Annotated in this window: 20 protein-coding genes; 7 read left to right on the forward strand and 13 right to left on the reverse strand. The window is 34.6% G+C overall.

Going from position 1 to position 19949, the window contains the following annotated elements; genetic code table 11:
• Nucleotides 1-154: 154 nt before the first annotated feature.
• Nucleotides 155-643, reverse strand: a complete 489-nt coding sequence (locus IV513_RS00610; RefSeq protein WP_209388578.1) for a YkgJ family cysteine cluster protein — start codon at nucleotides 641-643, stop codon at nucleotides 155-157.
• A 130-nt stretch (nucleotides 644-773) separates the two neighbouring features.
• On the opposite strand from IV513_RS00610, the gene IV513_RS00615 reads away from it, so the two are divergent.
• Nucleotides 774-1154 carry a group III truncated hemoglobin gene (locus IV513_RS00615; protein ID WP_209388579.1) on the forward strand — a complete coding sequence of 127 codons (381 nt, stop codon included), beginning with the start codon at nucleotides 774-776 and terminating at the stop codon, nucleotides 1152-1154.
• 21 nt (nucleotides 1155-1175) lie between these two features.
• Here IV513_RS00615 and IV513_RS00620 read toward each other — a convergent pair whose 3' ends face one another.
• The 10 genes from IV513_RS00620 to IV513_RS00665 all read right to left on the reverse strand — a co-directional run bounded on the left by IV513_RS00620 (nucleotide 1176) and on the right by IV513_RS00665 (nucleotide 11108).
• Nucleotides 1176-2246 carry a calcium:proton antiporter gene (locus IV513_RS00620; RefSeq protein WP_209388580.1) on the reverse strand — a complete coding sequence of 357 codons (1071 nt, stop codon included), beginning with the start codon at nucleotides 2244-2246 and terminating at the stop codon, nucleotides 1176-1178.
• 66 nt (nucleotides 2247-2312) lie between these two features.
• The gene (locus tag IV513_RS00625) at nucleotides 2313-2651 is read right to left on the reverse strand and encodes a DUF6122 family protein (protein ID WP_209388581.1); all 339 of its coding nucleotides are present in this window, start codon (nucleotides 2649-2651) and stop codon (nucleotides 2313-2315) included.
• A gap of 7 nt (nucleotides 2652-2658) precedes the next feature.
• Entirely contained in the window at nucleotides 2659-3885 is a 1227-nt protein-coding gene (locus IV513_RS00630) for a hypothetical protein (RefSeq protein WP_209388582.1), read from the reverse strand.
• On the reverse strand, nucleotides 3886-5931 hold the full coding sequence (locus IV513_RS00635; RefSeq protein WP_209388583.1) for a hypothetical protein: 2046 nt from the start codon (nucleotides 5929-5931) through the stop codon (nucleotides 3886-3888).
• 11 nt (nucleotides 5932-5942) lie between these two features.
• Nucleotides 5943-6611, reverse strand: a complete 669-nt coding sequence (locus IV513_RS00640; protein WP_209388584.1) for a hypothetical protein — start codon at nucleotides 6609-6611, stop codon at nucleotides 5943-5945.
• 63 nt (nucleotides 6612-6674) lie between these two features.
• On the reverse strand, nucleotides 6675-7388 hold the full coding sequence (locus IV513_RS00645; RefSeq protein WP_209388585.1) for a DNA alkylation repair protein: 714 nt from the start codon (nucleotides 7386-7388) through the stop codon (nucleotides 6675-6677).
• Nucleotides 7389-7418: 30 nt separating this feature from the next.
• Nucleotides 7419-8696: a sodium:proton antiporter gene (locus IV513_RS00650; protein WP_209388586.1), complete on the reverse strand. Its 1278-nt coding sequence runs from the start codon at nucleotides 8694-8696 to the stop codon at nucleotides 7419-7421.
• 34 nt (nucleotides 8697-8730) lie between these two features.
• Entirely contained in the window at nucleotides 8731-9357 is a 627-nt protein-coding gene (locus IV513_RS00655; protein WP_209388587.1) for a DUF4919 domain-containing protein, read from the reverse strand.
• Nucleotides 9357-10586, reverse strand: a complete 1230-nt coding sequence (gene hflX, locus IV513_RS00660) for a GTPase HflX (RefSeq protein ID WP_209388588.1) — start codon at nucleotides 10584-10586, stop codon at nucleotides 9357-9359. The genes IV513_RS00655 and hflX overlap by 1 nt, the downstream gene beginning before the upstream one ends.
• A 189-nt stretch (nucleotides 10587-10775) precedes the next feature.
• Nucleotides 10776-11108, reverse strand: coding sequence for an META domain-containing protein (locus tag IV513_RS00665; protein WP_209388589.1), 333 nt, complete (start codon nucleotides 11106-11108; stop codon nucleotides 10776-10778).
• Between the two features lie 189 nt (nucleotides 11109-11297).
• On the opposite strand from IV513_RS00665, the gene IV513_RS00670 reads away from it, so the two are divergent.
• The 3 genes from IV513_RS00670 to IV513_RS00680 all read left to right on the forward strand — a co-directional run bounded on the left by IV513_RS00670 (nucleotide 11298) and on the right by IV513_RS00680 (nucleotide 15262).
• The gene (locus IV513_RS00670; protein WP_209388590.1) at nucleotides 11298-13496 is read left to right on the forward strand and encodes a S46 family peptidase; all 2199 of its coding nucleotides are present in this window, start codon (nucleotides 11298-11300) and stop codon (nucleotides 13494-13496) included.
• Between the two features lie 156 nt (nucleotides 13497-13652).
• Nucleotides 13653-14582 (forward strand): hypothetical protein, encoded by a 930-nt coding sequence (locus IV513_RS00675; RefSeq protein ID WP_209388591.1) that lies wholly within the window; start codon nucleotides 13653-13655, stop codon nucleotides 14580-14582.
• 101 nt (nucleotides 14583-14683) lie between these two features.
• Nucleotides 14684-15262, forward strand: a complete 579-nt coding sequence (locus tag IV513_RS00680; protein WP_209388592.1) for a hypothetical protein — start codon at nucleotides 14684-14686, stop codon at nucleotides 15260-15262.
• Nucleotides 15263-15279: 17 nt separating this feature from the next.
• On the opposite strand, the gene IV513_RS00685 is transcribed toward IV513_RS00680, so the two are convergent.
• On the reverse strand, nucleotides 15280-16815 hold the full coding sequence (locus IV513_RS00685) for a YifB family Mg chelatase-like AAA ATPase (RefSeq protein WP_209388593.1): 1536 nt from the start codon (nucleotides 16813-16815) through the stop codon (nucleotides 15280-15282).
• 118 nt (nucleotides 16816-16933) lie between these two features.
• Between IV513_RS00685 and IV513_RS00690 the strand changes: the two genes are divergently transcribed.
• Genes IV513_RS00690 through IV513_RS00700 form a run of 3 tightly spaced genes read left to right on the forward strand, consistent with a single transcriptional unit; the run spans nucleotide 16934 to nucleotide 18341 of the window.
• Nucleotides 16934-17281, forward strand: coding sequence for a tRNA-binding protein (locus IV513_RS00690; RefSeq protein WP_209388594.1), 348 nt, complete (start codon nucleotides 16934-16936; stop codon nucleotides 17279-17281).
• Nucleotides 17282-17304: 23 nt separating this feature from the next.
• Complete coding sequence (locus IV513_RS00695; protein ID WP_209388595.1) at nucleotides 17305-18006, forward strand: 3'-5' exonuclease; 702 nt, start codon at nucleotides 17305-17307, stop codon at nucleotides 18004-18006.
• Nucleotides 18007-18014: 8 nt separating this feature from the next.
• Nucleotides 18015-18341, forward strand: coding sequence for an SUF system Fe-S cluster assembly protein (locus tag IV513_RS00700; protein WP_209388596.1), 327 nt, complete (start codon nucleotides 18015-18017; stop codon nucleotides 18339-18341).
• Between the two features lie 140 nt (nucleotides 18342-18481).
• Here the strand turns inward: IV513_RS00700 and gdhA are convergent, their stop codons facing one another.
• Nucleotides 18482-19840 (reverse strand): NADP-specific glutamate dehydrogenase, encoded by a 1359-nt coding sequence (gene gdhA / locus IV513_RS00705; protein WP_209388597.1) that lies wholly within the window; start codon nucleotides 19838-19840, stop codon nucleotides 18482-18484.
• Nucleotides 19841-19949 lie beyond the last annotated feature (109 nt).

A 19949-nucleotide genomic window follows, 5' to 3' on the forward strand; every position in this document is an offset into this window, starting at 1 on the left:
TTCATCTACAAGCTAAATCGAAGATATTTTGGAGATAGCCTCTTTGAAAGGCTTATTATTGCTAACATTACAGGGTTATGATTAAAAACGGATAATCAAATAATTATTTGTTTTAAATGCTAAACAAATATTTTTATGATTATTTAATAAGAATTTATTTATTAATATTCTTCATCATCTTTTCCACAAATTGAAATGCGGCGGGACAGATAACCGTATTTTTAATCATGAGATGATTAATCTGGTAAATTTTCTTTCGGTCTGTGTGAGGATATTCGCGACAGGCTTTGGGACGCACTTCGTAAATAGAACAGGTATTATCGTCATTCAGAAAAAAACATGGAAGATTTTGCAAAACCTTATCATTATCTTCATCAGTTCTGAGAAATTTAGCCTCGAAATCTGCTTGTTTCATTCTCAAATGTTTTGATATTCTTTCGATATCTTTCTCTGTATATAGAGGTCCCGTAGTTTTACAGCAGTTCGCACATTGAAGGCAATCAATCACTTCAAAAACCTCATCATGGGTTTCCTGCACTATGTAGTCCAGATTTTTGGGCGGTTTCTTTTTGAGTCCGTCTAAAAATTTTTTATGCTCTTTCTGTTTTTGCAGAGCCTGGGTTTTATAAAAGTCTAAATTCAATACTTTCTTTTTATTTCGAAATGCAAAGATAAAATATTGTTTTTATGAATCTTATCAATACCACAATCTTATCTTTCATTGAAAATTATATTAATTTCACCTTAAATTTGGAAATATTTTTAAAACTGAAATGAAAAATTTAGAATCAAGAGAAGATATAGAACTGCTGGTAAATTCCTTTTATTCCAAAGTGGTTAAAGATGAAGTTATCGGTTTCTTCTTTAAAGAAGTAGTAAAAGTAAATTGGGATCTCCACCTTCCCAAAATGTATTCTTTTTGGGAAAGCATTCTTTTCGGACAAATGAGTTACAAAGGAAACCCTATGGCTATACATTTTCCCATTAATGAGAGTACTGCAATGGAGAAAAAGCATTTCGACCGATGGCTAAGCCTTTGGAAGGAAACAATTTCAGAAAATTTTGAAGGAGAAAATGCTTCAATGGCAATAACCAAATCTGAGAATATCGCCAAATTGATGTCCTACAAAATGGAAATGGCAAGAAAATTTTAAAAATTAGCTGTTAGACAATTTTTAAGGAACTACGACTGTAAAAATGTATGCCGCCAGATTTACCAGTAAAACCGTTCCGTAAAGTATATTGGTTTTACCACGGCTTAGAGAAAGCATTACGATAAATACAGACAAAGTAAGCAGAATAATATCTTTTTTGTCTAAACCTAATACCAGAGGAATATCGAACATAATACTTACCGCAGAAATTGCCGGAATACTAAGTCCTATACTTGCTAAAGCAGAACCCAATGCAAGATTTAAACTCGACTGAAACTGATTGTTTCTTGCTGCCCTAATTGCCGCTAAACTTTCCGGAAGCAGTACAACTCCTGCAATAATTACTCCCACTAAGGATTTTGGAGCACCAATACTTTGTACAAGATCTTCAATAGTTTTAGAAAGACCTTTCGCCATGAGAACTACAATGATTAAGCAAATTACCAAAAAGAAAAAACTTAAAATTGCCTGGTTTTTTGTTGGAATATAATATTCTTGAGTATTGCTGTCTGATGCCACAAAGTAACTTCTGTGTCTAACGGTCTGAACCATTAAGAAAACTCCATAAATTACAAGACAAGCAATAGAAACAAATACCAGTTGGGCATTATTATAAAAAGGACCGTTTACACTCGATGTAAAATTGGGAAGAACCAATGTTATAACTAAAATAGAAACAATACACACTAGATAAGTAGTTGCAGATGTTCTGGCAAAAAACTGCTCAAAATATTTTACGCCACCTATTAATACACATATTCCTAAAATTCCGTTCAGAATAATCATTACTGCGGCAAATACAGTATCTCTTGCCAAGGTAATTGCCTGTTCTCCGCCCGCAACCATAAGAGAAATAATAAGAGCAACCTCTATAATGGTAATACAGAGTGCCAAAATTATTGTTCCATAAGGTTCTCCAACTTTATGGGCAACCACTTCCGCATGATGTACGGCAGAAAGTACACTTCCTGTTAATAATACACCGCCAATCAAATCAAAAACAGCTCCTGTTCCTAATAATCCTGCGAAATAATAAATAACCGAAATAATCGGAAAAACAAACGTGTAATGAAAGATTTCTTTAAGTTTCATAGTTGTCTCTAAAATACAAAAATTCTGTGTAATCTGCCGTAATACAGATAGAAAAATACTTTTATTCTAATGGCACCACCATTGGAAATCCTGAAAATCTGTTAACATGTGTAATAAAAGACCAATCCCAATCAGTCTCAGATTTCCTTTGAAAAATAAAAGCAAAAAATACACCGCTATTGCATAATACGAGTGTAAAAAATGAAAACCTATGCTTCCGCGGTCTGGATCGAAAATGGGATCCGCAAAAAGATGATCCAAATCTACGAGCATTGTAGCTAAAAAAATCAGATAAACCCTCTTCCAATCTTTACGGTAAAATAAAAATGCTACTACCGCAGGAAAACCAAAGTGTAAAAAATAGTGTGTAACGTTTTTTAGGACAACAATTTCCGGTGAGCACATTTTAAAATTATTGAAGAATTAAGGGAAGTTCTTTATCTTTAAACTTCAAGGTAAGAAAAAAACTTTGCTTATCGTTTCCGTAGAAAAGGTATTCTGTATTTTTTAGGAGTTTAAAATCATTCAGACCCTTAAAGAGAGAGAACAATAAAGGATCGTTCTTTACCAAAACAAAATTTTTGTTTTTATGAGTTATTGGCAATGCTGAATTTTGCTGCGATTTTATTTCAATGCCATTTTTTGTTTTGGAAGCTGTATTTGGCTGAAACGGAATGGCAACAAATTCATTTTTATCGTTCAACCATTTTTTATTTTTAAAATAATTCCAGACTTCATCCTTTTTTTTTGTCTCAATTTGAACAAAATATTCGGGTTGCACAATTTTCTGGTAACTTAGCTTCTGCACTTCGTTAAAGTCTTCATCGTAACCATAAGTAATTATTGTATCATTTTTGAGCTCCAGCTTCGCATTCATTTTAAGACGATTCATCTTTAGAGAATCCTTAGAAATAGTTGGGAAAATTCTACTTACCAAAGACAGATTTTCTTGGTCTAAATCTGCGTTTATGAAAAGATTTTCTTTGTTCAATTCTGAAATTAAAGAAAGAAAATGTTGATAACCATCCCCTTTTTTGAATTCGATTCTGTTATCTTTCAGTTCAATGGAAATATTACTGGTTCTGCTTTCAGAAATAAATGCAACACTTCCTATACCTTCTTCCATAAACACATCTGCATTCAGGATTTTGGTTCTGGAATTTCCGTAAAAAGATTTTCCTACAATATCTAAGTTTTTACTCGTTCCTGCAATACACAGATTATTTTCAATTTTAATATAGAAAAAGTCTTTTCGGTAAAGATTGTTTCCTAAGTTCTGAAACTTCCTTCCTTTTAAAAAAGCTGAAAGTTTCTCTTGGCTTTCAATTTCAAAAACACTGTACCATTCGTTCAGTTTTGAATTTTTGAGATGAAATATCTGTACATAATCCGGAATTTTAATCCCCGAATTAAAAATTGAAATCTGTTTTTGCTCTTTTTTGCGACTTCCAAACCACTCGGAAGGATGAACTGCAAGTGCAGAAATGTATTGCCTAATCAGTTTTTTTTTGTCGATTAAAATAACGGCATCAGAATTCTCAGGAATAAATTTCAGGCTTTTGTCTTTGTGATAAAGCAGAAAATAGATTCCTACAGAAAGTAAAACAATAAGAACAAGACCAATTTTTTTCGGCTTCATTTATAAAGTCTGGCTTGGTTGGTCTTCTTCAGAAATTTTATACAACTCGTCGAAGAGATCGAAGAAATACATCAGACTGTTTTCGGAAGAGTTTCGGATGTTATAATTCATCTCGGTCTGAATGCTGTTGTCTTTAACTTCAGTTTTAAAGTACATTTCTCCAACATTCTTTCTTACGGCATCAAGCATTTTTCTTTCAGATTTCTTTTTAAATTCTTTATCTAATCCCAACATCAATTTCTGAATATCTAATCTCCCCGATAAAGGATATTTTGAAGAGTCTTTCATCCATTTTTTAGACATTTCAGACTGATTTTGCTGCTCAAGTGTATTTTTGGAAGTGGTTAAATAAACAATACCGTCTTTTACCGTAAAAAACAACTGGTCTATGTAGCCTTTTTTGTTTTTTTCATCTTTAAACACATAAAAATCTCCATCTTTTGTAAATTTCTTTGCAATTTCTTTGTTGTTAGTAATGACATCGAACACTCTGTTCCAATACTTCTCGTTTTCTGTAGCAAATGCAAATGTGAAATCCGGAACTACAATATCTTTATTCTTCTTAACTTCTTTTTCATTATAGTCGTCGTCATACGTGTAATCTGTGTATTCTACATTTTTAGTTTTAAGCTCGTTCAGTACAAAAATTCCGTTTCCGGGAGCAATTTTTGCAATCGCTTCTTCGTCCAGGACAATCTTAATGGTTTCCATTACCAGCTGAATTTCTTTCTGATACTTTTCGTCTCCGGCATTCTGCATCATATCATACATCATATCAAAATACTTGTATCCGTTGATATTCATTGTATAATACCCTACGCTTTTATCATTAATAAGTGCTGCAAGCTTTTTATTCTTTTTGCCTTTGTAAACCTGCGAAATACTTTTCTGAAGCTCCGGATTTTTATTTCTGTGGTTGTTTACAAGACGTACTTTTTCATCATCAAAATACAAATTGTAAGCAGAATCTGAACTGTAAAGTTTCCCCAAAGCACTCATAAAATTAAAGCCTTTGTAAAGCTTATCGTACAAACCTTTGGAGATAATTTTATCGTAATCTGCGTAAATAAAAGCATCGGAATTAGCATCTCGGAAGCTGAGCATGTTTTTGTCTACATCCAGTTCCAGATTAGAACTGAAATATTCGTCGAAATCATTTTCTGCAAACTTTTTCAGCATTTTAAATCTCACAATACTGATAGAATCCTGCTGTTTTTGATACACAGAATCTAACTCATATTGATCGCTTCCGTAATAATCATCCTGAGATAATGGCGGCGAAACTTCTGCACTGTCGTGCTGATAATTACTGTCGGTTGTTTCAGAATCTTCTTTCTTTTCTTCCGGGTATTTGTGGTGTTTCTGCAGATATTTTATATCTTTTTGAATCTTGGCTATTTCTGCATTATTTTCTTTAATACTTTCTTTCAGATATTTAATATCGTCTTTCAGATACCCAATTTCCTCTTTATAATCGAACGGTTTTTCTACTTCTGCATATGCGCTGTCTATTGCTACAGTATCTACTGCCGCAACAGCACTGTCTACCTCAGCATTATCTTCCCAAAGATTTTTTTCTTTCTTGTTATAATTAATGAATTTCAGGACAGCTTTTTTATCATTCCATGCCACGAAAATGTCATTTTCAATATCTACATAAGAATAATTGTTCTTTTTACTGACTTCTAAACCGTGTTTTTTCACTGAATTGATGAACTCCTGAAACTTATCCTTATTTTCTAAAGTAAAAAGCGTGGTGTAAGATTGTACAGAATCGTTAATTGTTCCATAATGATACTGAGTTGCATCATATCTGATTCCTGTCTTGGAGTAATCTTTCCACGAATTCTTTTTATCTTCTTTTTTATTGATTTCCTTTAAAATCGGGTTAAATTTATCCCAGTTTATTTTTTTATTAAGCTGCTTGCCATTTATTTCCATATAAAAAACAGCATCTGCAGGAAGTTTTGCGCTTTTTTGAGCCCAAAATACTGTACTGATAAGAATAAATAATAAAACCGATGTCTTTGAGAATAGAGTTTTCATGATTGACTGTATTACTGTAATTGAATGGTATTCTGAATTTGCTTTTTCTGAAAAATAAAATCCAGAATATTTCCTTCCTGCTTTAAAGCTTTTTTGTTGGGAGACATTTGGTAAGAAGGATTAGATTGGGATTTTATACTGTTTTCGAACTGTAAAACCGAAACGTATCTTGCATCGTTGAAGACCTCTTTGTCTGCTTTGCTGAGTTTTTCGTAATCGCTTTTAAAAGTGTTCACCTTATTTTTAGAAAAAATATTTTTAGCCTGGTTATGACTGTAAATCTGCGTAGGAACCATTTTCCCGAGAATATTTTTTGCTTTTAACTGCTCCAATCCTGCATTAATATTTTCAATTTTCTTGAATGTGCAGCTCAGCTTCAGAATATAATCATCAAAATCCATGGAAGTTTTCACATTAGAAATTCCCGGTGTGGCTTTAAAAATTTTAGCCGCCTCATTTATTTTCGCTTCAATTTCTGCTTTTTTGGGCACTTTTTTGCCGTTAATAGTTTCCATTTTAGCAATAGAAGCCAATCTGGTTTTGCTTTTGCTGCCGTTTATAATGATAGAATATTCGCCACTTCCGTCGGCTTTAAGATTTACTTTGTCCAAAATATCAAAACAGCTTGTTAAACAAAGCAGAGCCGTAAAAAGAGCAAAAGTTTTTATAATAATTTTCATCGAATGAATTAAAAAAGCAAAAATAATGTTTTATCGTATATCATACTCTGGTGAAGACAATTTTTACAATACACTTCCTTTAAGGTAACTTTGCCGAAGATTCTCCTCTAGCTTCTCTATCGAATAGCGAAGCGTCGTTCTTGGCATTTCTTGATAATTTTTATTTAAAAATGAAATGAGTTCAGCTTCATTTTTTTTGCCCATTTCTCTCAGAAGCCATCCGTTGGCTTTATGCATCAAATCATGTGGATGTTGCAAATTGTGCATTACAAATTCTTTGGTGAGCTCAAAGAAACCTTTTTTGATGTAATACATTGTTCCTACAACCGCAATCCTTTTATGCCACATTGCTTCAGACAAAGACAGCTTTCTCAGTAAATTATCATTTTGAGTATCAAAAGCGTATCTGCCAAGAATTTTGTAGCAACTGGAGTCTACAAAATCCCAATTATTAATATATTTTAAATGATTCAGATAAAAATCGGCGATTTCAGCTTGTACATCTATGTCTTTAGTTTTTTCGTATTTAAAGACGAGCATAAACAAAGCGGTTAATCGGTGTTCATGATATCGAGATTGCAACAGTTCACTGATTTCCTTTAAACTTAATTGCAGATAATATTCTTTCGCAACCGCTCTCTGGTCGGGAACTTTTATCCCTAAAAACAAGTCGCCTTCACCATATTCTCCTTTTCCGGTTTTGAAAAATTTCGGCAGAAATGCTGCTTTTTCAGGAATAGCTAATTCTGCAAGAGCATTTTTAATTTCATTTACCATTTATGTCTGAAATACAATCCGTTAACAAACCTATTCTAAAGTAACACTTTCTTTTTCCTGCTCTTCTTTGGCAATCTGCTTGGGATTGGCAACTTTAGCAATGGTAAGTCCCTGAACAATAATAGAAAACACAACAACACAATAAGTAATACTTAAAATAATATTGCTGTGTTCACTTTTAGGAATCGACATTGCCAAAGCGATAGAAACCCCGCCTCGAATTCCGCCCCAAAAGAGAACTTTAATCGTCTGCGGACTAAATCTTGTTCTGAAAGACATAAATTTGGTAGGTCCCCAAATTGAAATGAAACGTGCCACCAAAACCACCAAAATACCAATCATCCCAGGAACAATGTAGTGGTTGAGGTCTTTAATCATCAACAATTCGAAACCAATGAACAGGAAAAGAACTGCATTCAATATTTCATCTATCAGTTCCCAGAATTTAATTAAATAATCCTGAGTAATCGATTTCATCTTAAATTTAACATTAAAATTACCCATAAAAAGTCCTGCAGCAACCATAGTAAGCGGCCCGGAAATATGAAGTTGTCTTGCGACAAGATAACCTCCCATTACGACTGCTAAAGTTACAAGTACAGAAATAATGTAATCATCTACTTCCCGCATAAGTCTGGATGTAATGTATCCTAAAACCACTCCAAGAAGCAAACCGCCTCCGGCTTCTTTCAGCAAAAGAAGAGTGATGCTTTCTATTCCCAAATCTACCTCTTTCCCAATTGCCAGCTGAAGAACAACTGTGAAAACAACAACCGCCATCCCGTCGTTAAATAAAGATTCTCCCGCAACTTTTGTTTCTAAAGACTTTGATACATTTGCCTGTTTCAAAATACTTAGAACAGCTACAGGATCTGTTGGCGATATTAAAGCTCCAAATAAAAGGCAATAAATGAAAGGCATATTTATCCCTACAAACGGCAGCAGATAAAACATTCCAAAACCGACAATAAAAGTAGAAATTACGACTCCGGCTGTAGAAAATATCAAGACGGACCGCAACTGTTCTTTCAAATCGTTGATGTTGATATGAATTCCTCCTGCGAAAAGAAGAAAATTAAGCATTGCACCCATTAGGACCTCAGTAAAATCTATACTGTTCATTAAATTATTTAGATGATTGAATGTTTTTGGCAGAAAGCTCTGTCCGAAAAACACCAATATAATAGATACAACAATGGCAATTACCATAATCCCAATTGTACTTGGGAGTTTTAGAAAACGGTAATTGATGTATGCAAAAATAGAAGCGAGTACAATGAGTACTGAAAAAGAATAATATAATTCCAAAATTAAGTTTTGTTAAATAGTTGTTTGATTAATATTAAAAATTTAAATAGAGAACTTTGATGTAAATTTTTTGATCATCTCTAGACCAAACATCAACTACAGAATCTTTATACGTTGTGGAATTTCTTGTAAAATCTTTTCCAACGTTTAAAACATTCAGCAGAATATATTCATCTCCGACAGAATTTACGATGTAAGGTGTTTTCTCAGATTTTCCGTCCCCAGAATCCTTTATTGCTTCTGTAAGTAACCGCAGCTGATTGAGGTGATGCACAAAATTTCCTGCATCTTTTGTAGAATCGTATGCTCTGAGAAGTATAAGAATAACATCTAGATTTGTAGGATCTTTTCCGTATAAAATTTTCCCTAATTTAATACATTCTTCAAAATTTCCGCTTTTAAAAGCGTCTGCAAGATTTTTAAAATCCTCATCGGTTACAGAAACTTTTGTTTTTAAAAAATTTCTACCGTAGTACAAATGTTGGGCTTCGATGCTGTCTAATGACTTGGGATATCCTTTAAATTTGAATATCAGTTTCTCGTAATTATACGGAGATTTGGAATTGCCTAAATCTTTCTCAATTTCTTTTAAATTGAGTTTCATTTGGGCAATTCCCAAAAAAGGAATCATTAGCAAAAGGAAGAAAATTTTACATTTCATTACTTCTTGTTTTCGTTTTCTTCCTCATCATTATCAAAATATTCGAAAAGGAAATCGTTGTAAGGAAATCTGGAAATATGAATTTTCATTACTTCATCGTAAATCATTCTCTTCATTTCCGGGAAGTTCTCTTTGGTAAGTGCAGAAATAAATACGGTTGGATGTTTAGATTTTGCCATCCAAGTATTTTTCCATTCTTCCAGAGAGATATTCTTTTTAGAACTTGGGGTAAGATCATCTTCGTCTTTCTTTTCGTAGCTGAAATCATCAATTTTATTAAAAACCATAATCATCGGTTTTTGATGAGCATTGATTTCCATTAAAATCTGATTAACAGATTCGATATGATCTTCAAAACTTTCATGCGAAATATCAACAACATGAATAAGAAGATCCGCTTCACGAACCTCATCCAATGTAGATTTGAAAGATTCTACCAACTGTGTAGGAAGTTTACGGATAAACCCTACAGTGTCTGTAAGAAGAAAAGGTAGGTTTCCGATAACTACTTTTCTTACCGTAGTATCTAGTGTTGCGAATAATTTATTTTCAGCAAAAACTTCAGACTTCGATAAAGCATTCATCAGGGTAGATTTACCCACATTGGTATATCCAACCAAAGCAACACGCACCACTTTTCCGCGGTTGTTTCTTTGGGTAGCCATTTGCTTGTCGATGGTTTTCAACTTTTCTTTTAGCAAAGTAATCCTGTCGCGGATAATTCTTCGGTCTGTCTCGATTTCGGTTTCTCCAGGACCTCTCATCCCGATACCTCCTTTCTGTCTTTCAAGGTGAGTCCACATTCTTGTTAACCTCGGAAGAAGATACTGATACTGAGCTAATTCTACTTGAGTTCTCGCATAAGAAGTTTGTGCTCTCTGTGCAAAAATATCTAAAATAAGATTGGTTCTGTCTAAGATTTTAACTTCCATTTCTCTCTCTAAGTTTTTTAGCTGAGAAGGCGAAAGCTCATCATCGAAAATGACAGTTCCTATTTCATTTTCTTTTATATAGTCTTTAATTTCCTGAACTTTTCCGCTGCCCACGAAAGTTTTAGAGTCTGGCTGAGTTAATTTTTGAGTGAAACGGCGATCAACAGAAGCCCCTGCTGTAAAAGCAAGAAACTCCAGCTCATCCATATATTCTATCAGTTTATCTTCGTCCTGTTGTTGCGTGATAACGCCTACTAATACTGATTTTTCGTAATTGTGCTGTTTTTTTTCTAACATTAAAATCTACCTGTTTTATATGTTTCACAAGATAACATTTTTATACAAGAAATACAAATTACCATTAAAGCGGCGAAGGTATAGCGTCTTATTCAAATTATAGCCTCGAAAATTAACCATTCATTTCTCCAAGAGAAAGCTATTTTAAAACTTTAAAATGACTATAAATACTGAATTTGATGACATCTATTAATCCCAATCTGCCGCCAAAAACTTTATTGTATTTCCCTGCTTATCAATCAAAATAAGAAAATGACCATCCATGTGATAGTGAGACATTTTTTGAAAAGATTGTAAAAATTTTGTTTCTAAATCCATTGCTTCGCAGGACATATACGTACTTCTGATTCCTGAAATTTCGATTCTGTTATTGGTTTTAAATTCCATTTTAAAGAAAATTCTGTTACAACCCATAAATGCGGAGCCATTTATTTTCCGGTCTTTAATTTCTGATGTGAGATTGACTTCTGCTCTGTTTTTTATCAGTTCAGCTTTTTTAAACTGATTAAAAGAAACCAACATCCACTGTCTTTGGACATTATCATTTTTCCGCTGTACAGAATGGCAATTCAATAGTAAAGTAAAAACAAAGAAGAAGAAAAAAAACAGAAAGAAACCTTTTCATTATTCGCAGAAAACCATTTTCATACCATTTAAACCTGAAATACCGCAAAAATTAGTAAATTAGCCACACAAAAATTTTTTAATACAATGAAAAGAATATTTTTACTATTCACTTTCTTATTGAGTTTTGTCCAAATGAGGGCAGACGAAGGGATGTGGCTAATGATGCTCATCAAGAGATTAAATGGCGTGGATATGCAGAAAAAAGGTCTTCATCTAACTCCTGAAGAAATCTATTCTGTAAACAATTCTAGCTTAAAAGATGCTATTGTAAGCTTCGGTGGTTTTTGTACCGGAGAAATCGTTTCAGACAGAGGTTTGATTTTTACCAATCACCACTGTGGCTACGGAGCAGTTGCAGCAGCATCTACGCCGGAAAAAGATTACCTGAAGAATGGTTTTTGGGCAATGAAAGACAAAGATGAGTTTAATGCTAAAGATTTGTATGTAAGATTTTTGGTTAGAATGGATGATGCTACACAGAGAATCAATTCTAAACTGAATAATGACATGACGGGTGCTCAAAGAAAGGCAGTAATTGATGCAGAAACAAAAGCAATTCAGACAGAAAATTCCGAAAACGGAAAGTACACTGTAATCGTAAAAGATTTTTTCAACGGAAACGAATTTTATTATTTTGTATACCAAGATTATAAAGATATCAGATTAGTAGGTGCACCACCGTCCTCAATCGGAAAATTTGGTGGTGATACAGACAACTGGGAATGGCCAAGACATACAGGAGATTTTACTGTTTTCAGAGTATATGCAGATGCTGCAGGAAATCCTTCCGAGTATAAGCCTACAAACGTTCCTTTGAAACCTAAACATTATCTTCCGGTTTCTCTTAAAGGTGTAAAACCTGGAGATTTTGCGATGATTTTAGGCTATCCGGGAAGAACCAACCGTTATTTAACGTCTTACGGAATCCAACAGATGGTAACCAAAGACTACCCAGCTTGGGTTGAAGGTTCTAAAATGGCAATGGATGTAATGAAGAAGTACATGGATAAAGATAAAGCAACTCAGCTTAACTATGCTTCTCAATATGCAAGTGTTGCCAATTATTGGAAAAACAGACAAGGAACGATTGATGCCGTGAACAAAAACGGAACTATTGAAGATAAGCAGAATCTCGAAAAAGTTTATGCAAACTGGGCATTACAGCCTGGAAACGAAATGTACGATGGTGTTTTAGAAAACATCAGAGAATATTACAAACAGGTTTCGGACAGAAATGTGGAAAAAATGTATTCTTCTTTATTAACAAGAAATGCTAAGTATATTTCTCTTGCATATCAGCTTTCATCAATGCTAGATGCGTATGCTAAACAGGATATGGCAGGAAGACTTGCTATGAAACCAAAATTGGAAGAAGCTGTAAAGACTACTTATGAAAACATCAATACAGATCTTGAAGGAGAAATGTTGAATTCTATGGTAAATCTTTATCAGACAAGAGTAAATAAAGAAGTTGCATCTCCAACTTTAATGGAACTTAACGCAACCACTCTTTCTAATATTGCATTTTCTTCAATTTTTGCCAATAAAACTTCTGTAAGTAATTTTATTGCCAATCCTGACCGTTTGAAGCTGGATGCAGATCCACTATTAAAAATTGCCAGAGGTATTGTAACAGACCAAAAGTATTATAGCGACAAATTTATTTTGGTTGATGATTTCTTCGCAAAAAACAACCGTCTGTTTTTAGATGGTTTGAGAAAAGCTCAGCCAGAGAAAAAATTCTATCCGGATGCTAATTCTACAATGAGATTAACATACGGTTCTGTAGATACTCTTCCAATGAGAAATGATAGAGATTATCATGGTATTACAGATAACTATTATACCGATATGAACGGTTTAGTGGCAAAATACAAAGCTGGTGATGAAGAATTCGATTTACCTCAAAGACTTATTGCACTTAATAATGCTAAAGATTACGGACAATACGCAGACAAAGCGGGATATATGCCTGTAAATTTCTTATCTAATAATGATATTACAGGAGGTAACTCTGGTTCTCCGGTAATTGATGGAGACGGAAACCTTATTGGTATTGCTTTTGACGGGAACAGTGAAGCTTTAAGTGGCGATATTGTTTTCGAGAAAGAGTGGCAAAAGACAATTAATGTTGATATTAGATTTGTTCTTTGGACGATTGATAAATTTGCAGGTGCAAGAAGATTAGTAGATGAATTGAAATTGGTAAGAGATGAAAATACTCCTGCTGATACAGGTGCTTCTAAAATAAAAACAGCTACTCCTGCAAAAAAGAAAAAATAATATTTTAAAAAATATCTATTTAAACCGCAAAATTAAATTTTGCGGTTTTTTATTAAACATTAGTGTGTTTAAAAGATAAAATACTTTTCAAAAATTAAAGTAACAAACAATACATATTTTTTTTATTTTTGAATTATTATACTAAAAAACATAGGGATGAAAAATAAAAATTTATCAATAGCAGCGTGCTTAATGATTTCTGTAAATATATTTTCACAAGTGGGTATAAATACTACAACCCCAGAATCTACACTAGATATAAGAGCAAAAAATCATCTTGGTACAGTTACTTCTAATGACGGTATTTTAGTTCCTCGTGTAAATTCTTTAGCTACTAATGGCTCTAGTAATGGTCAGTTGATCTATCTAATCTCGGACGCTTCTCCTTATTTTCAAGGATTTCATTATTGGAATGGTACTGTTTGGGTACGTGTAACCCCACTTTCTACAAGCAGTTGGAGCACAACAGGAAATTCTGGTACATCTGCAGCAACCAACTACATTGGGACCAATGACAGTAATCCTCTCAAATTTAAGATCTACAATAACCGTTCTGGGAGAATTGATGTTAACAATACCATAATTGGTTATGATTCTGAATCTACCAATGCCAACCTTAGCAACAGTACAGTATTTGGAGCAGGATCTGGCAACAATATTAATGCCTCTGGTGCCGTTATCTTGGGTGCACAAAACGCAGCGGCTTATATGACTGGCGGTAGTAATACCGTTATTGGATATTATTCTGGCAGAGTTTTATCTAGCGGCAGCCAAAATATTTTTATTGGAGAAAGTACCGCAAACAACATAAGCACTGGCGGAGGCAATATCGCCATTGGTAATCAAGCCTTTAACAACACCGATAGTGGCATGAATAATAATATAGCGATTGGCTCGCAGGCTGGTGCCAGAACTCATGGAAATCAAAATATTCTCCTTGGTGCATCTGCTGGATATACATTGTCTGGCAACGGCAATATTCTTATTGGTGAAAGTGCTGGTTCTCAAAACAGTAGTAATAACAATACCATGATTGGTGTCAATAGTGGTGCTTCTGCTGGGAATAGCGCACAAAATACATATTAGGCAATAGCACCGGACAATTTGCGAAAGGCTCTAATAATACCGCTTTGGGTTATGCTGCTCTATCAGCATCAAGCGCAAGCGCCTCTACAGCCAACAATACCATGATTGGATCCTCCAGCGGAGCCTCTCTCTCTGGTCAAGATAATGTTGCAGTAGGATATAACACCGCATACTCTAACAAGACTGGTAATGGCAATACCACTATTGGGACAAATTCTGACGTTGCAGATACCCTTTCTAACGCCACTGCCATAGGACAAAACTCTAGAGTTGAGGCAAGCAACTCTTTGGTTTTAGGGGCTATAAATGGTATAAATAATGCGACAGCTTCTGCAAAGATTGGGATTGGAACAACTACTCCAAACAGTTCTCTCCAAGTTGCTGGAAGCGTTAGTATGTCTATTAAAACCATAAGTTCAGATTATACTATTACGGATTCAGATTATACCATTATTAAAAATTCTGATGGTATTATTAATGTTAAATTGCCCGATCCAGCAAACACAAATATTGGCAGAATTATTTACGTGGTAAATCGTAAAAGTGGCTCAATAAAAGTTTATACCGACTCACCTCTGAAAATAGCTAAATACACCTCTATTCTAGATAGTGTAAGTTTTTCCCAAAACGCAATGCTTCAATCGGATGGCACCTATTGGTATCAAATTTCTGGAAGCTAATATGTATTAAATATTTATTAAACATTCCAAAATTCCCGATCTAGACTTCTGTACTGTATGGCTTCCGAAATATGGTGTGATAAAATATTTTCAGATTCTTCAAGATCAGCAATTGTTCTGGCTACTTTTAAAATCCTGTCGTAAGCTCTTGCTGAAAGATTAAGCTTGTCCATCGCCATTTTGATAAGTTGAAACGAAGCATCATCAAGTTCGCAAAACTGTTCAATCTCGCGAGATCCTATTTGAGCGTTATAACTGATTTTTAAATCTTTATATCGTTCATTTTGAATTTCACGTGCGATTAAAACACGTTTCCGTATATCTTCACTTTTTTCACCTTTCCGTTTTTCTGCAAGTTGCTCAAATTCTACTTTCTGCACCTCTACATGAATATCAATTCTGTCTAACAGCGGTCCCGAAAGTTTATTCATATACCGTTGCATTTCAAACGCAGAAGAAGTATTGTTGGGATCATCCGGAAAATAACCGCTGGGACTTGGATTCATCGAGGCAACAAGCATAAAACTTGAAGGATAATTTACCGTAAATCTCGCTCTCGAAATGGTTACCTCCCGGTCTTCAAGAGGTTGTCTCATCACTTCGAGAACGGTTCTTTTAAATTCCGGCATTTCATCAAGAAATAAAACTCCGTTGTGAGCCAAAGAAATCTCTCCGGGTTGAGGATAACTTCCGCCGCCCACAAGGGCTACATCCGAAATTGTATGGTGAGGGCTACGAAAAGGACGAACCGTCATTAATGATGTTTCTGCACCCATTTTTCCGGCAACAGAATGTATTTTTGTAGTCTCTAAAGCTTCTTTTAAGGTGAGCGGAGGCAAAATACTCGGAACTCTTTTGGCGAGCATCGTTTTTCCACTTCCGGGAGGACCGATGAGAATAATGTTGTGGCCTCCTGCGGCAGCAACTTCCATTGCTCTTTTGGCTGTTTCCTGGCCTTTAACTTCAGAAAAATCAAAAGGAAACTGATTAATTTTTTCCTGAAATTCTTTTCTTGTATCTAAAACGGTTTTTTCTAAAGCTTTCCCCTCATTAAAAAAATCAATAACCTCTTTAATATTTTCAACTCCATATACCTCAAGATTATTTACAATTGCAGCTTCTCTAGTATTTTGTTTTGGTAAAATAATTCCTTTAAAACCTTCTTCCCGAGCCTGAATGGCAATTGGCAAAACCCCTTTTATAGGTTGAAGGCTCCCGTCCAAGGAAAGTTCGCCCATAATAATATAATCTTGTACATTCTCTGCAACGATTTGGTCTGAAGCTACCAGAATGCCCATAGCAATACTCAAATCATACGCAGCACCTTCTTTCCGCAAATCTGCGGGAGCCATATTAATCGTAATTTTCTTCCCAGGAATTTTGTAGCTTACATTTTTTAATGCAGCAGAAATTCTGTAACTGCTTTCTTTAATGGCATTATCTGGTAAACCAACAAGATGATACCCAACTCCACCAGTATCTACATTCACTTCTATGGTGATGGTTTGAGCTGAAACTCCGAAGATGGCACTTCCATAAATTTTTATCAACATATCGCTGTGTTTTTAGTAAAGTTAAAACTTTTTATCATTTTTTAAAGCTGTTTTTCGCTAATTTTATACGCCTTTTTATACTTTTGTGTAAACAGCCACCACAAACAATTTACTAATAATGAGTATAAAGCCTGAAATTTCCTGGCAGGATTTTGAGAAATTAGACATCCGTAGCGGAACAATTATTTCTGCCAAAGATTTCGAGAAAGCAAGAAACCCATCCTATCAGGTTGAAATTGATTTTGGAGATCTAGGAATTAGAAAATCTGCTGCACAAATTACTTCTCTATATTCAAAAGAAGAATTGATAGGAAAACAGATTTTAGCTGTAGTAAATTTTCCTAAAAAGCAAATTGCCAATTTCTTCAGCGAATGCCTTGTTTTGGGCGTTTACGGAGAGGATGTAAAAAATGTAACCCTTTTAAGTCCATCTTTGCCTGTAAAAAACGGGCTTCAAATAGGTTAAAATTAAATTTTTAAAACACAAATATGATACAAAATATTCCTTTAGAAAAAGTTTTATTTCTTGATATAGAAACCGTTCCTTTATACGGAAACTGGCAAGAAATTCCTGAGACTGAGAAAGCTTTGTGGGACAAGAAAACCAAATATCAGCGTAAAGATGAAATTTCTGCTGAGGATTTTTATGATAAAGCAGGAATAATGGCAGAATTTGGGAAAATTATCTGCATTAGCATTGGTATGCTGGAGAAGAATGAAACTTTAAAAATAAAAAGTTTTGCTGGAGATGACGAGAAAAAAATATTGCTTGAATTTGGAGAAATTTTTAACAGCCCAAGACTTCGGGAAGTCATTCTTTGTGCTCACAACGGAAAAGAATTTGATTTCCCTTGGATCGCAAGACGTTTTCTCATCAACGGAATGCAACCGCCTTCTCCATTTCAGATGTTTGGGAAGAAACCTTGGGAAATCCCTCACATTGATACGATGGAACTCTGGAAATTCGGGGATTATAAAAGTTTTGTTTCTTTAGAACTTTTAGCCCATGTTTTTGGAATTCCAACCCCTAAAGATGATATTGATGGCTCAATGGTTTCATCAATTTACTACATAGAAAAAGACTTGCAGAGAATAGTTGATTATTGTGAAAAAGATGTATTAACTTTGGCAAATATTTTCCGGCGAATGCGTCAGGAAGATTTACTACAAAGAAATTTGAATTTAGATTAAATTAAATAATGAAATTTACAGACGATCAAATCGCAGATATAGGTGACGAAATTATACGAGTTCTTAAAACCGTTTACGATCCCGAAATTCCGGTAGATATTTACGAATTGGGGCTTATTTATGATGTGCAGATTTCGGATGATGCAGATATTAAAATCATCATGACATTAACTACTCCCAACTGTCCGGTTGCAGAAACTCTGCCACAGGAAGTAAAAGATAAGGTAAAAGCAGTTGAAAATGTAAATGAGGTAGATCTTGAACTTACCTTTGAGCCAAGCTGGAATAAAGACATGATGAGTGAAGAAGCTAAATTTGAACTTGGAATGCTATAATTTTCATCACTCATCTATCACCACAAAAAAGCGCAGAAAATTAATTTTCCGCGCTTTTTCTTTCACTTTACTTTTCCCCATTAACCCGGGACAGGTTATAAGAAAAAAGGCCGGAAAAACTTCCGACCTTTATATTTATTTTATACTACTCCTTGTGCCAACATTGCTTCTGCCACTTTTACGAAGCCTGCAATATTTGCTCCCTTTACGTAGTTTACGTATCCGTCTTCTTCTTTTCCGTAATCTCTACATGCTTTATGGATGCCGATCATAATCTCTTTCAGTCTTGCATCTACTTCCTCAGAAGTCCAGTTTAATCTGATAGAGTTTTGAGTCATTTCTAAACCTGAAGTTGCTACACCACCTGCGTTAGAAGCTTTACCTGGAGAGAATAATACTTTTTTCTCTAGGAAGTAGTTAATCGCATCTAATGTTGAAGGCATATTTGCTGCCTCAGTTACACATACACACCCGTTATCTACTAAAATTTTGGCATCTTCCAAATCGAGTTCATTTTGTGTTGCAGAAGGAATCGCTACATCACATTTCACTTCCCAAGGGCGTTTTCCAGCATGGAATTCTGCTGAAGGATATTTTTTAGCATAATCTTCAGCTCTGTTGTTACCCGAAGATCTAAGCTCTAGCAAATATTCTATTTTTTCTCCATCGATACCATCTTTATCGTAGATGTAACCGTCTGGTCCAGAAATGGTAACAACCTTTCCGCCCAATTCGTTTACTTTTTTAATAACTCCCCAAGCTACGTTTCCGAATCCTGAAACTGTTACTACTTTATCTTTGAAAGTTTGTCCGATAGTTTTTAGCATCTGCTCTGCGAAGTAAACAACACCATATCCTGTAGCTTCAGGACGAATAAGCGAACCTCCATAAGCAAGACCTTTACCAGTAAGAACTCCTGTAAATTCGTTTCTTATTTTTTTATACTGTCCAAATAAATATCCGATTTCTCTAGCTCCAACACCGATATCTCCTGCAGGTACATCTGTTTCAGGACCGATATGTTTGCAAAGTTCTGTCATAAATGCCTGACAAAAACGCATTACCTCCATATCAGATTTCCCTTGAGGATCGAAGTCTGAACCTCCTTTACCACCACCCATAGGAAGTGTCGTTAAAGAGTTTTTGAAAACCTGTTCGAAAGCTAAGAACTTTAATACAGAAAGGTTTACTGTAGGATGAAAACGAATTCCTCCTTTGTATGGTCCGATTGCAGAGTTCATCTGAATTCTGAAACCTCTGTTTACTTGAATTTCTCCTTTATCATCAACCCACGGAACTCTGAAAATGATAACTCTTTCAGCTTCAGCCATTCTTTCAAGCAGCTTCATGCCGGTATATTCTTTTCTTGTTAGAATAAAAGGAATTACAGTAACTGCAACTTCTTTTACAGCCTGTAAAAACTCTGGTTCGTTCGGGTTTTTTGCTTCTATTTTTGCAATAAACTCCTGAATTTTCTGGTCAACATTATATTGTTCCATATTAGGTAAGGTTGAATATTATTTCAACAAATTTAATTTTTTTTTCAATATTCACAATAGTAGTTTTGTTATTTATGAAAAATTAAATAATAATGCGACAAAATATTAT

This window comes from Chryseobacterium sp. RR2-3-20 (genome assembly GCF_017808115.1).
Classification (GTDB): domain Bacteria; phylum Bacteroidota; class Bacteroidia; order Flavobacteriales; family Weeksellaceae; genus Chryseobacterium; species Chryseobacterium oryzae.